The following is a 12454-nucleotide window of genomic DNA, read 5'->3' on the forward strand; positions in this document are numbered from 1 at the left end:
AACCGCACCCTGCTCGACGAATGGGCCTACGCCAGGCCCTACCGCACCGAGCAGGAACGCCGCGACGCCTACACCGACTGGCTCCACACCTACAAATCACCACCGCGGACACACCGCTCTCGCAGGCAAGCCACCCGCCAGCCGCGTCCCCAACCTCACGGGTCAGAACACCTAGGCGTCCTTCGGGTCCTCGTCGTTGCGGTGGACGAGGCCGGCCTCGCCGTTGTCGCGGTGCCACTCGACGACGAGTTCGTCGCGCGCGCCGAACCGGACGAGGTGACGGCCGACGACGTCCTCCAGGCCGGGGAGGTTCTCGCGCTCGCCCTCGACAACGAGCAGCAGGGTGTCCGGCTGCGCCTCCAGGGTGGCGGTGCCGGCGCCGAAGGTCAGGGTGCCGCGGCCGGTCTCCTCGGAGAAGACGGCCTCGATCTTGCGGCCCATGTGGGCGGCGAGCTGCTTGGCGTAGCGGGCGGGGCGGTCGGTGGCGACGCGGGCTTCGGAGCGGGGCACGGGCCCTCCAGGTTCCGGGGAGAGCACTTAGGGCACCCTCACTTGCGGCTACGCTAACCCAGATGCTGAGTTTGACTCAACATATTTCCGGGAGGGCCGTCCGCACGCGCCCGGAACACCCGTCCGCCGCCGGTCGCGAGCCGCGGACCGGCCGATACGCTTGGGCGGACGCCTGCCGAGGAGACCGCCCATGACCACCACGCCGACCGACGACCCGGCGCACTCCTCCCCCACTCCCCCGGCAGGCCCGGCGGACACCGCCGCCGAGCTGGCGGACGCGATGACCCGGGCGATCAAGCGGATCCGGCGCCGCACCAGCGAGCGGCTGGAGCCCTACGGCATCACCCCCGGCCAGGCCCGGGCGCTGCGCACGCTCGCCCACGCGCCCGGCTGCGAGGTGCCGGACCGCGCGATGCGGCTGAGCGACCTCGCCGACCGGCTGCACATCGCCCCGCGCTCGGCCACCACGGTGGTGGACGCCTTGGAGGAGGCCGGCCTGGTCGAGCGCAGCCCGGACCCGGCCGACCGGCGGGCCGTGCGGATCCTGCTGACCGAGACGGGCCGAGCCGCGGTCGAGCGGATCGGGCTGGTCCGCCACGAAGTGGCGCAGGAGTACTTCGGCGAGGTCAGCCCGGCCGACCAGGACGCGGTGCTGCGCGTGCTGCGCGCCGCCGAGACCCGGTACGCGGGCCGCTGACCGGTCGGCAGGTGGGCAGGTGGGCCAGGACCCGCCCTAGTTGGCGAAGCCGATCACCAGCCACATGAAGCCCACCCCGGCGAGCGTGCACAGCAGGGTGTTGCGGGACGGGTGCGGGCTGTGGGCCTCCGGGAGGATGTCGGAGGTCGCCAGGTAGAGCAGGAAGCCGGAGAAGAAGCCCAGGTAGAGGCCGAGCAGGTGCTCGGGGATGGTGAAGGCGAGCGTGATCGCGGCGCCCGAGACCGGGGCGATCGCGTCCGCCGCGAGCAGGGTCAGCGCGCGGCGCCGGTTGTTCCCGTAGAGCCGGGTGATCGTGTACGTGTTGAAGCCGTCGGCGAAGTCGTGCGCGACGACGGCGATGGCGACGACCGTCCCGACCGTGGTGCCGGCCTGGAAGGCGGCGCCGATCGCGAAGCCGTCCATCACGCTGTGCCCGACGAGGGCCAGGGCGGCGCTCAGGCCGATGCCCTGGCGCCCGGACGGGTGGGTGTGCCCGTGCGCGTGGTGGTGGCCGTGGGTGTGCTCGGCGTACTCGCCCTCGTGGCCACGGTGGATGGCGACCGCGCGCTCGACCACGTGGATGGCGAGGAAGCCCCCGGCGAACATCAGCAACGCCTGCGGCACGCCGTGCACCTCGCCGGGCGCCTGGCGCAGGGCCTCGGGCAGCAGGTCGAAGACGACGACGCCGAGCATCAGTCCGGCCGCGAAGCCGAGGACGAGGTGGCGCCGGTCGCCGGTGCGCTGGGCGACGAAGCCGCCGATCAGCGTCATCAGGAACGCGCCGGCGGCGACGAGGACGGCGGTCACCGGGCGGCCTCCGCGTGTGCCGGTCCGTCAAGTGGTCTGCGGGCCGCTCTGCCCATCCGTCTCCCCCAGGGTTGCACCCGACGCCGGGCCGACCGCCGACCGTACCGGACGGGCGACCGGCGGCTCTCGCCCGGGGTGCCCGGCCCGGCCGGGGCTCGTTCCCCAGCCTCGGGCCCGGGGTGGCGGCACGCCCGCCGAAGGGGCCGTCGGGGTGAGCCCGCGGGGACGAACGGGCTGGTGAGGGGGTACGGAGGGGCGGACCCGGGGCCGGTCAGCGACCGGTGGCGAGGGGCAGCCCGAGGTGGGTCATGGCGAGTTCGCGGACGCCGTCGCCGTCGACGAGGTGGATGTGACGGTGGCTCTCCTCCGCGGTCAGGTCTAGGGCCTCGTCGGTGAAGCGGCCGGTGGTCAGCCGCAGACCGCGCTCGGCGGACTCCTCGCCCACGGCCTCGGCGAGCGTGCGGATCTCCTCCGCCGCGACCTCTGCGGCGCCGCGGGAGGCCCAGACGACCCAACGGCCCGGCAGCGCGCTGCCGGGGGCGCCCTCGCCCGTCGCGACCAGCCCGGCCGGGCCGCGCAGCCGCACGCTCCACTCGGCCAGGCCGCCCCGGGTGAGCAGGTCGCGGACCAGCTGGGCGAACTCGTTGGCGGACAGGTCGGGCGCGGCCGGCACGGCGGCACCGGCCAGCGCGGCGGGCTCGACGCCCGCCCTCGCGTAGGGGTCCGGGGTGACGGCCGCACCGAGCTGGCGCAGCCGCACCAGCGCCTCGTCCTGCTCGGCGTCGGCGTAGACGCCCTCGCCGTCGCGCTCCTCGTAGGGGGCGGCGGCCGGGAGCAGCCGGGTGCGGGCCAGCGCGTCGCGGTCGGCGTCCACGCTGACCAGGCAGAGCGGCCCGGCCCCGCCGGGCTCGCGCAGCCAGCCGTTGAGAACGACGCCCGCGAGTATCTCCTCGGTGTCGACGGCGTCGGCCGCCTGGAGGGCACGCAGGGCGAGGCGGGCGACCAGCCGCAGGTAGTCGGTGGCCCGGTCGGCCGGCGGGCGCGGCACCGGGTGGATGTCACCGTCGGGGGCGAGCCGGTAGCCGGTCAGGGAGGGGACCAGGTCGAGCGGGGGCAGGTCGAGGTCCAGCACCGCGGTGCGGGTGAGCGGGCGGAAGACCGCCCGGCAGGGGGCGGGCAGGTCCTGGGTGGCGGTCTCGGCGGCGGCGAGGGCCCGTTCCAGCAGCGACTCCACCGCGGCGGGCTCGGCCAGCCGGTAGGCCCGGCGGCACTCCTCCAGGCTCTCGTTGTACTCGCGCACCGCGCGGGCCCGGGCCGCCTCGGCCTCCTCGTGGACCCGCCGGGACTCGTCGGCGGCCGGGGCGCCGGCCTCGGTCTGGCGGGTGCGCCACTCCCGCAGGGCGCGCTGGTGGGTCAGCCGGGCCTGGGCCAGCTCGCGCTGGTAGCCGGAGTCGAGCAGGCGGCGGGTCGGCGCGGCGTCGGGGTCGGCGGCGGGCGGGTCGGCAGGGGCGAAGTCCTCCCAGCGGGGCTCGGGTTCGATGGCGTCCGGGCCGGCGACCGGGTAGGGGCGGGGCTCGTAGTGGCGCAGCTGGCTCTCGAAGTCCATGGCCGAGACGGGCAGTGCGGCCCGCCGGAGCAGGTCGGCCAGGCGGTCGTGCTCGGCCTGGACGGTGAGCGTGCGGTGGTGGGTGAGGGCGGCGGCGCGGCCGTGGGCGGCGACCGACTCCTCGTCGGCGGACGGGCCGTCACCGGGAATCTGCTGGCCGCCGGTGATGCCGGTGCTGCTGCCGGCGGTCGCGCCGTCGCCGTCGGCGGGCGTGGCCGGCTCCCCGGGCTCGGTCGGGTCGGGGGCCGGGTCCACGCCGAGGTCGCGGAAGACCGAGGCGAGGAAGCCCGGCTGGGGGAACCGGGTGGTGGCGGCGCCTTCGGACTGGCCGTCTGCTGAGTACTGCATCGGTCGTCGTTCCCCCATGCTCGTCGGCGCCTGCACGGGGCGACCGGCGACCCCGCGGCCCGCCCCTGCGGACATTGTCCACCGAACGGGCGCGGGTGGTCAGCCAAGCCTCTCAGTTGGTCCGGGTGTTGGTCAGGTGGAGGCCGATGTAGCCGACGTAGATCCGGCCACTGCCCGAGCAGTCGTCGAGGTAGTGCAGCCGGGGTGCGGTGCGCCCGCCGCCGATCCGCAGGTGCGCGCCCATGAACGCGCGCCGGGAGGCGTCGACGCACTCCGGCACCGGCAGCATCCGCTCGCGCTTCCACTTGGTGTGGCTGTGCACCGTCCGGGACTCGCCGCGGACCGCCTTGCGGGGCGGGAAGCGGTGGCAGCCGTCCGGTGTGTGCTCGCACCACTGCTTGAAGTCGCCGCCGGCCTCGCCGCGGACGGCCGCCTCGGCGTACTCCTGGAGGGCTGTCAGCCCGTCCCAGGCGAGGCGGGCCCAGCCGGCACCGGCGCACTGGAGCTCGTCCAGCGCGAGCGCGGACTTCTGGTCCCCGGTGAAGGTGAGCAGCGGGAACTCGCCCAGCCGGGAGAGGAGTTCGTAGAAGGTGTCCGGGTTGCCGTCCGGCCCCGCAACCGGGTCCGGCACGGCCGTGGTGCGCGGGACCCCGGGCGCGCCGACGACCGAACCGACGACCGGGCCGACGACCGGGGCGGTGGACGGAGCGCAGAGGCGACCGGGCAGGGTGTGCGCCCTCGACCGGGTGCGGCGTGCGCGACGCAGCGTGCGCCGCACGCGCTCCAACTCGTCCGCCCTCGCCTGCTGTTCGGCGCGATCCTGTTGCTCCTCGCGGGCGAGCGCGGCCAGTTCGGCGCGGGCGGCGGCCGGATCGGCGCAGGACGCGGCGTCCGGGCGGGGCTGCGACGGGGGGATCCGCAGCACCGGGACCGCCGCGAGCACGGGCGGCAGCGGCAGTTCGGCGGCGAGCCGGCGCGGTTCCCGGGCGAGCAGGCCGGCGGCGCGACGGACGTCCTGCTCTATTCGGCCCCGGGCGAGCACCGGGTGCCGGGCGCCGTCGTACCGGGAGGCCGGGTCGACCTCGGGCAGGTAGGTGCGGACGGCGCCGCCGTAGACGGTGTGGTACTCCAGCGCGACGTTGAACCCGGTGCGCGCCCCCGGATCCAGGACGTAGGCCGTGGCGAGGCCGGGCAGCTGCTGGCAGAGCGGGCGGACGACGGACTCCGTCCACCCGTCGACCGGGACGTTGACCGGGACGCTGGCGACGACGGTGGGCAGCCGGCGCTCCGGGTCGCACAGTTCGTCGATCAGGCCGTCGACCTCGGCGGCGGTGATCACCCGCGGCGCGAGCTGGACGGCGGCCGGACCGTCGGTGGCGTCCAGCAGCGGCAGCAGGCTGTGGGCGAGCTCGGGCACCGGCACCCGGCAGGGCGTCCGCAGGCCGCTGCCGGTGGTGTGCGTCTCGGCCTCCAGCCGGACCCAGGTCGGGCCCGCGGCGGCGGTCGCGATGGTCAGGGTGAGCTGCTGCGTCCCGTGGGGGGCCGGGGTGCGCAGGCGGCGGCGCGAGTAGTGGCCGGTGGCGGGGCCGCCGCGCAGCGGGCCGTGGTCGCGGTCGAGCAGGACGCGGTCGCCCAGGCGGAGGCGCTCGACCTGCGGGCCGTCGGGGGAGTCCGCGGCGGAGGGGCCCGTGACAGGCGGGTCCACGGCGTACGGGCTCGCTTCGAACGGGCCCGCTGCGGGCGGTTGGTCCCCGTAGCCTTCCCGCTTCAGCCAGTCGGCCAGCTGCTGGTCGGCCAGCGAGACGGCGTCGGCGTGCGGGAGCGTCGTGGTGACGGTCATCCGGTAGGGCGTCGCGGGGCCCCTCGGGCCGGGTAGGTCGGCTCGGGCGGGCGACGGGGAGCGATCCGAGGTCATGCGCATACCTCCGTGGTGCGGTGGTGGGGTCTGGTGTCCTCCATCGATGGTTTTCGTCCGGTTCGGCCGGATCCTTGCCCAGGAAACGCCATGGCCCGGAGCGGAAGTTCCAACTCCGGGCCACGTGAATACGTTCGAGTGAATCTGTTCAAGGCAAGCCCGGCGTGGCGCGTCCCCATGGACTACGTTGGCCGACTGTGCCCGCAGCAGGCGGGAGGCCTTGGGCGTCGCGGGGGCCACGGGTGGCTGCGGGGCGGCAGCGGGCGCAGCGGGCGCAGCGGGCGCAGCGGGCGCAGGAGTCTAGACCGGCACCTCGACGTACGTGCGGCCGGCCGCGACCGCCACCGCGGTACCGCCGGTCGCCTCGGCCAGCCAGGTGTGGAAGGCCCGCACCTCCGGCTCCGGCACGCCGACCTCGATCCGCACCCCCGCCGCCTCGTAGGAGAGGTCGCTCACGGTGTACCCGGCCGCCCGCAGGTCGTTCTCCACCCGCCCGGCCCGCACGTGGTCCGCCGTCACGGCCAGCAGCGCCACCGGCCGCCGCTCCAGCAGCCCGACCGCGTCAACCGCCTCCGACACCGCGTTCCCGTACGCCCGGACGAGCCCGCCCGCGCCGAGCTTGATCCCGCCGAAGTACCTGGTCACCACGGCCACCGTGTCGGTCAGCCCGCGGCGGCGCAGCACCTCCAGCATCGGCACGCCGGCCGTGCCGCCCGGCTCGCCGTCGTCGCTGGAGCGCTCGCGGCGCTGCTCGTCGCCGACCACGAAGGCGGTGCAGTTGTGCCGCGCGTCCCAGTACTGCTTGCGGACGCCCGCGATGTACGCCTGCGCCTGCTCCTCGTCGGTGACCCGGGCGAGGTGGCAGATGAACCGGGACTTCTTGATCTCGATCTCGTGGCTGCCGGCCTGCCGGATGGTGAGGTACGGCCTGGGGGTCGGCTCCGGCGTGGCGGACATGGTGCGGTGGTTCTCCCGGAAGACGGCGAAGGCTGGCGGTGCACGCCCCCGGCGTGCGGGACGGCACCGCCAGCCTAGTTGGCCGCGGGGGACGTGCGGGCGGCGGTCAGCGGCCGGCGAGGGCGTCCAACCGGGCACGGTCCAGACCGGTCAGGGCGGTGACCTCGGCCGGGTCGACCGCGCCGCAGTCCAGGCCGCGCAGCACGTAGCCGCTGAGCGCGCGGGCGGTGGCCGGCTCGTCCATCACGTCGCCGCCCGCCTTCGCGACGTACGCGGCGAGCCGGGCGGAGGCGGCCTCCAGGCCCTCGCGGTAGAAGGCGTACACGGCGGCGTACCGGGTCGGCAGGTGCGCCGGGTGCATGTCCCAGCCCTGGTAGTACGCGCGGGCCAACGAACGGCGGACGAGGCCGTGGTGGAGCTTCCAGGCGGCGTGGACCTGCTCGGTGGAGCCGGTCGGGATGACGTTGGTCGAGCCGTCGGAGAGCCGGACCCCGGTGCCGGCCGCGGCCACCTGCATGACGGCCTTGGCGTGGTCGGCCACCGGGTGGTCCATGCTCTGGTAGGCCGCGCTGACGCCGCAGGAGGCGCTGTAGTCGAAGGTGCCGTAGTGCAGGCCGGTGGCGCGGCCCTCGGCGGCCTCGATCATCAGGGCGACGGTGGCCCGGCCGTCCGGGCCGAGGACCGCCTGGGTGGTCTCGATCTGGATCTCGAAACCGATCCGGCCGGCCGGCAGCCCGGCGCGCCGCTCGAAGTCCTCCAGCAGCCGCACCAGCGCGGTCACCTGCGCGGCGTAGGTCACCTTCGGCAGGGTGAGGACCAGGCCGTCCGGGAGCCCGCCCCCGGCGAGCAGGGTGGCCAGGAACAGCTCCAGGGTGCGGATGCCGCGGGCGCGGACCGGCGCCTCCATGCACTTGATCCGGATGCCGACGTACGGCGGGGCGCTGCCGTCCGCCACGGCGGCCGCGACGAGTTCGGCGGCGCGGACGGCCGCGGCGTCCTCCTCGGCGTCCGGCCGGGGGCCGTAGCCGTCCTCGAAGTCGATCCGCAGGTCCTCGATCGGCTCGCGCTCCAGCTTCGCGCGGACGCGGGCGTGGACGTCGGCGAGCAGGGCGTCGTCGGCCACGCCGAGGGCGCGGGCGAGCTCGGCCGGGGTGCCGGCGTGGGTGTCGAACGCTTCGAGGGCCTGGCGGCCCCACGAGCGGACGGTGTCGGCGGCGAAGGCGTCGGCCGGGACGTAGACGGTGTGCACCGGCTGCCTGGTCCCGGAGTCGCCCGGGTAGCGGCGCGCCAGGTCGGCGTCGACCGGGGCCAGCAGCGCCTCCACGGCGTCGAGGGCGGCGGCGGAGAAGAAGGCCCCGCCCGTCGACCCGTTACCGTCGACCTCGACCTGCGACATCCGTACTCCTCCGTGCCGAACCAGCGCTTCAACAGATTGTTGAGGCGAAGGTAACTCCGGCCGGGTCGGGCGTCAATGGCCGACCGAGCGGTGGACGCGGGGGCACGGGGGCGTCCGGCCGCGGATCACCCGGTCAGTCCCTCCCGGCGGCGGCGTAGCGGTCGCGCAGCTGCGGGTAGAGCTCGGCGACGTCCTTGGGGTGCACCGAGCCGTCCGGGCGGTTGCCGGTCAGGCCGTACTCCTTGGTCAGCCAGTCGGCGAGGCGCTGCGGGTCGGGGTGGTGCTCGAAGGTGTCGATGTACGAGACCAGCGCCTCGAAAGCCAGCTCCGGGTCGAGCCGCGCCGGAGCCGGACGCGGGCCGACGGCGTCGACGGGGGCGTGCTCCTCGGCGGGCACGGCGGACCCGGCCTGGACGGGCCCGGCTTGGACGGGCTCCTGGGCGGGTGCGGGGTCCTGCTCCTGCTGCGCCGGCTGCTGGGTCGCGGCCTGGGGCTTCGGCGCGGCCCCGGGAGCCGACTCCTCGTCCAGCGGGCGCGGGGGCTTGAACCACGGGGAGGCCTGTCCGGGCACGCGGCTGCCCGGGCTGGCGTCGGCCTGGTGGCCGCCGGTGGTGCGGACCGGCCGCGCCGTCCACACGTTGAGCTCCTCGCGCGGCGACTGCGGGGCCACCTCCTCCGTGCCCTCCGGCTCCTGGGCCGCACGCAGACGGACGGCGGCCAGCTTGGCGAGCATCGGCGCGGCCACCTCGGCCGACATCGGCGGAACGGCCGCCGGGGCCTCCTGCGGCTGAGCTTGGGGCTGCGGCTGGGGCTGGGCCTCCGGACCGGGCTGCGTGACCTGCTGGACCTGCTGGACCTGCCGGGGCGGATGCGGCTGGGCCTGGCGCTGCTGCTGATGGGGCCGGGGCTGGGGCTGGGGCTGAAGGGGAACCTCCGGGCCCGCCGGGGCGATGGCCGCGGCGGCGCGCTGCTCCTGCGGCTGGAGCTCCAGCGCCTCCCTCGCCTCGCGCTCGCGGGCCTCGTCGTCCAGCCGGTCGAGCAGCGACGGGTCCAGCGGCACGCCGTACTTGGCGAGCTTCAGCGGCAGGAGCGCCTGGATCGGGGCCGACCGGCGCCAGCCGCGCCCGTACCGGAAGCGCAGCTGCGCCCGGTAGACCAGCCGGTTCTGCTCCAGCCGGACGACCTCGTCGTACGAGCGCAGCTCCCACAGCTTCATCCGGCGCCAGAGCCGGAAGGTCGGCACCGGGGAGAGCAGCCAGCGCATCATCCGGACCGACTCCATGTGCCGGTCCGCGGTGATCGCCGCGATCCGGCCCACCGCGTGCCGGGAGGCCTCGACGACCACGACGAACAGCACCGGGATGACGGCGTGCATCCCCATGCCGAGCGGATCGCCCCACGAGGCGGCGGCGTTGAAGGCGATGGTCGCGACGGTCAGCACCCATGCGGTCTGCCGCAGCAGCGGGAAGGGTATCCGCAGCCAGGTCAGGACCAGGTCGAGCGCCAGGAGCACGACGATGCCGGCGTCGACGCCGATCGGGAAGGCGTAGGAGAAGGCTCCGAAGCCCTTCTCCGAGGCCAGTTCCCGCACCGCGTTGTACGACCCCGCGAAGCCGATGCCCGAGATGATGCAGGCCCCGGCCGCGACGATGCCGAGCAGGCCCCGGTGGGCCTTGGTGAGCGTTGGGCGTGCCATGACGTCTATCAACCCCTGGATTCCGGCTGCTGCCGTGCGCTGCCTCGCTGCCGGTTCCCGCTGGTCGGGGGCGCCGGACGGCTGACCTACCTCCGGGGCTCGGCCCACCGGAGTTTACTCGTACGCACGTTTCAGCGTTTCCACAGGCCGGGGCGTCACAGGTGAGGGCGTGACCGGACCGCCCCCGGGACCGGGCGGAGCGTCAGGCCGCCCGCCCGGCCGTGCCGTTGAGGTAGGCGAGGACCGCGAGGACACGGCGGTTGGCGTCCTCGTCGGGGGCGAGTTCGAGCTTGGTGAAGATGTTGGCGATGTGCTTGGCCACCGCACCGTCGCTCACCGTCAGCCGGGCGGCGATCGCCGAGTTCGAGCAGCCCTCCGCCATCAGCTCCAGCACCTCGCGCTCGCGCGGCGACAGCCGCAGCAGCGGCCCCGGACGACGGGCCGTGGTCTGCATCAGCTTCGCGATGACGTCCGGGTCCATCGCCGTACCGCCGGCCGCCACCCGACGGACCGCGTCGATGAACTGGTCGGCGTTGAACACCCGGTCCTTCAGGAGGTACCCGATCCCGCCCGTGCCGTCGGCCAACAGCTCCCTCGCGTACAGCTGCTGGACGTGCTGCGACAGCACCAGGACCGGAAGTCCCGTGATCTCCCGGCGGGCCTGGAGCGCCGCCTGCAGGCCCTCGTCCGTCAGTGTCGGAGGCAACCGGACGTCGACCACGGCCACGTCCGGCCGGTGCGTCAGCAACGCCTCCAGGAGCTCGGGCCCGGTCTCGACGGCGGCGGCGATGGTGAAGCCGTGCGCTTCCAGCAGCCGGATCAGGCCTTCGCGAAGGAGGTAGAGGTCCTCGGCGAGGACAACTCGCACGGCAGCTCCAAGGTGATGGTGGTCGGACCGCCGGACGTACTGTCGATGGCGAGGACACCGTCGAAGGTACCCAATCGGCGTTCGACGCCGCGCAGCCCCGTTCCCTTCGCCGGCTCGGCCACGCCGACCCCGTCGTCCGTCACCGTGACCCGCAGCGAGCCGGCCCGGTACAGGATGTCCACCCAGACCTGCTCCGCGTGCGAGTGCTTGGCCGCGTTGGCCAGGAGCTCGCAGATGCTGAAGTAGGCAGCGGCCTCCACCGGGGCGGGCAGCCGGTCCGGCACGCTCACGCACACCTCCGTCGGCAGCGCGCTGTCCAGCGCCAACGCCCGGACGGCGTCGCCCAGTCCGCGCTCGGCGAGGACCGGCGGGTGGATGCCGCGGACGAGGTCCCGGAGCTCCTGCAGAGCCCGGGCCGAGGACTGCCGCGCCTCCGACAACAGCTCGCGGGCGGCGGTCGGGTCCGTGTCCATCAGGTGCTCGATGGTGCCGAGCGTCATCCCGATCGCGACCAGCCGCGCCTGCGCGCCGTCGTGCAGGTCCCGCTCGATCCGCCGCAGCTCGGCCGCCTGGTCGCCGAGCGCGTCCGCCCGGGTCTCGGTCAACTCGGCCACCCGCTTGGTCAGCTGGGCGTGCGTCGCCCGGCCGTCCTGGTCCAGCACCCGCCGGGCCAGCTCGGCGTGGACGCGGACCGCGAACGGCGCCAGCATCACCGCGAGCGCCACCATGGCCAGCCCGAGCCCGAAGTTCACCACCAGCGACAGCTGGACCGGAGGCACCGGCCCGATCCCCTCCTCGGACGTCGGCCCCGCGATCACATAGGCCGTGCTGAAGAGGATGAGACCGACCAGCGGACCCGCCAGGGCCAGCACCGCCAGCGGGTTCACCACCAGCCAGGCCATCTCACCGCGGGTGGTCCGGTCCCGGAAGCCCCAGTGCAGCAGCCGCGCGCACTTCGCGACCGTCCGGGAGCGGTGGTACGAGTAGCCCGTCCACCAGTGCCCGCGCTCGTCCGGCTCCAGCGCCGGCATCGGCGCGTAGACGGCCGGCAGACGTATGCCGTACCAGCGCTCCAGCTGCCTGCGCGTGCGGTTCGCCGTGGGGCGGACGAAGAGCGCGGCCACCGTGCCGCCGGCGAGGGCCGCGGCCACCAGGGCGAACAGCTCCACCGGGTAGTAGTACGCCATCACCTGGGTCGTCACGGCGCCGGCCAGCACGGCCGCCAGCACGGGCAGGGCGAACCCCGGCAGCGCGCCCAGCACCAGGAGGCCCAGCCGAGCCAGCCCCTGGCCACCCGACTCCAGGGCGGCCTGGGCCTGAACGCGCACACCCGCGCCGCTCGTTCGACTCGTCGTTGTCACGGAAGCTCCTGATGCCGGTCTCGATCGTCCACCATCAGTGTTCACGAGGAGGACGCCACCGACACTGGCCGTGCCACCCCAGTTCCGGGGTGGACCTAGCACCACCTACAGGTGGATGCAGCACGAGGGGATCCTGGGATCGCCCGAAAACGCGAACGGAAATGCGAAAAGCCCCCGATCCGAACGGATCAGGGGCTTTTCAGAAGAATTGTTCGGCGGCGTCCTACTCTCCCACAGGGTCCCCCCTGCAGTACCATCGGCGCTGTGAGGCTTAGCTTCCGGGTTCGGAATGT

The 12454-nt window shown here is 74.7% G+C and carries 10 protein-coding genes, 1 rRNA gene and 1 pseudogene; 2 read left to right on the top strand and 10 right to left on the bottom strand.

Going from position 1 to position 12454, the window contains the following annotated elements; genetic code table 11:
• A pseudogene (locus tag AB0C76_RS40135) lies at positions 1-175 on the top strand (integrase core domain-containing protein); the annotation flags it as partial.
• Here the strand turns inward: AB0C76_RS40135 and AB0C76_RS40140 are convergent.
• Positions 172-510: a DUF2218 domain-containing protein gene (locus AB0C76_RS40140; protein ID WP_359975346.1), complete on the bottom strand. Its 339-nt coding sequence runs from the start codon at positions 508-510 to the stop codon at positions 172-174. The pseudogene AB0C76_RS40135 and the gene AB0C76_RS40140 overlap by 4 nt on opposite strands.
• A 190-nt stretch (positions 511-700) precedes the next feature.
• Here AB0C76_RS40140 and AB0C76_RS40145 point away from each other — a divergent pair, with 190 nt between their 5' ends.
• Positions 701-1207: a MarR family transcriptional regulator gene (locus AB0C76_RS40145; RefSeq protein ID WP_359975349.1), complete on the top strand. Its 507-nt coding sequence runs from the start codon at positions 701-703 to the stop codon at positions 1205-1207.
• 36 nt (positions 1208-1243) lie between these two features.
• Here the strand turns inward: AB0C76_RS40145 and AB0C76_RS40150 are convergent, their stop codons facing one another.
• The 9 genes from AB0C76_RS40150 to rrf all read right to left on the bottom strand — a co-directional run.
• On the bottom strand, positions 1244-1978 hold the full coding sequence (locus tag AB0C76_RS40150; RefSeq protein WP_359975372.1) for a ZIP family metal transporter: 735 nt from the start codon (positions 1976-1978) through the stop codon (positions 1244-1246).
• A 307-nt stretch (positions 1979-2285) separates the two neighbouring features.
• Positions 2286-3968 carry a restriction endonuclease gene (locus AB0C76_RS40155; RefSeq protein ID WP_359975352.1) on the bottom strand — a complete coding sequence of 561 codons (1683 nt, stop codon included), beginning with the start codon at positions 3966-3968 and terminating at the stop codon, positions 2286-2288.
• Between the two features lie 112 nt (positions 3969-4080).
• Positions 4081-5808, bottom strand: a complete 1728-nt coding sequence (locus AB0C76_RS40160) for a hypothetical protein (protein ID WP_359975355.1) — start codon at positions 5806-5808, stop codon at positions 4081-4083.
• 375 nt (positions 5809-6183) lie between these two features.
• On the bottom strand, positions 6184-6840 hold the full coding sequence (locus AB0C76_RS40165) for a YigZ family protein (RefSeq protein ID WP_359975358.1): 657 nt from the start codon (positions 6838-6840) through the stop codon (positions 6184-6186).
• A gap of 106 nt (positions 6841-6946) precedes the next feature.
• On the bottom strand, positions 6947-8236 hold the full coding sequence (locus AB0C76_RS40170) for an aldolase/citrate lyase family protein (protein WP_359975361.1): 1290 nt from the start codon (positions 8234-8236) through the stop codon (positions 6947-6949).
• A 133-nt stretch (positions 8237-8369) separates the two neighbouring features.
• On the bottom strand, positions 8370-9932 hold the full coding sequence (locus tag AB0C76_RS40175) for a DUF2637 domain-containing protein (RefSeq protein WP_359975363.1): 1563 nt from the start codon (positions 9930-9932) through the stop codon (positions 8370-8372).
• A 202-nt stretch (positions 9933-10134) separates the two neighbouring features.
• Positions 10135-10800, bottom strand: coding sequence for a response regulator transcription factor (locus AB0C76_RS40180; protein WP_359975366.1), 666 nt, complete (start codon positions 10798-10800; stop codon positions 10135-10137).
• Complete coding sequence (locus tag AB0C76_RS40185; protein ID WP_359975369.1) at positions 10752-12161, bottom strand: histidine kinase; 1410 nt, start codon at positions 12159-12161, stop codon at positions 10752-10754. Before AB0C76_RS40185 ends, AB0C76_RS40180 begins: the two co-directional genes overlap by 49 nt.
• A 210-nt stretch (positions 12162-12371) precedes the next feature.
• Positions 12372-12454 (bottom strand): 5S ribosomal RNA (gene rrf, locus AB0C76_RS40190); the annotation flags it as partial.

Origin of the sequence: Kitasatospora sp. NPDC048722, from assembly GCF_040650235.1 — a bacterium.
In the GTDB taxonomy this organism is placed as follows: domain Bacteria; phylum Actinomycetota; class Actinomycetes; order Streptomycetales; family Streptomycetaceae; genus Kitasatospora.

What these genes read in the sequence shown, in the direction of transcription:
- AB0C76_RS40175 (WP_359975363.1), bottom strand. Translation starts at nt 9,932, where the DNA reads ATGGCACGCCCAACGCTCACCAAGGCCCACCGGGGCCTGCTCGGCATC.
- AB0C76_RS40150 (WP_359975372.1), bottom strand. Translation starts at nt 1,978, where the DNA reads ATGACGCTGATCGGCGGCTTCGTCGCCCAGCGCACCGGCGACCGGCGC.
- AB0C76_RS40160 (WP_359975355.1), bottom strand. Translation starts at nt 5,808, where the DNA reads ATGACCGTCACCACGACGCTCCCGCACGCCGACGCCGTCTCGCTGGCC.
- AB0C76_RS40155 (WP_359975352.1), bottom strand. Translation starts at nt 3,968, where the DNA reads ATGCAGTACTCAGCAGACGGCCAGTCCGAAGGCGCCGCCACCACCCGG.
- AB0C76_RS40165 (WP_359975358.1), bottom strand. Translation starts at nt 6,840, where the DNA reads ATGTCCGCCACGCCGGAGCCGACCCCCAGGCCGTACCTCACCATCCGG.
- AB0C76_RS40145 (WP_359975349.1), top strand. Translation starts at nt 701, where the DNA reads ATGACCACCACGCCGACCGACGACCCGGCGCACTCCTCCCCCACTCCC.
- AB0C76_RS40170 (WP_359975361.1), bottom strand. Translation starts at nt 8,236, where the DNA reads ATGTCGCAGGTCGAGGTCGACGGTAACGGGTCGACGGGCGGGGCCTTC.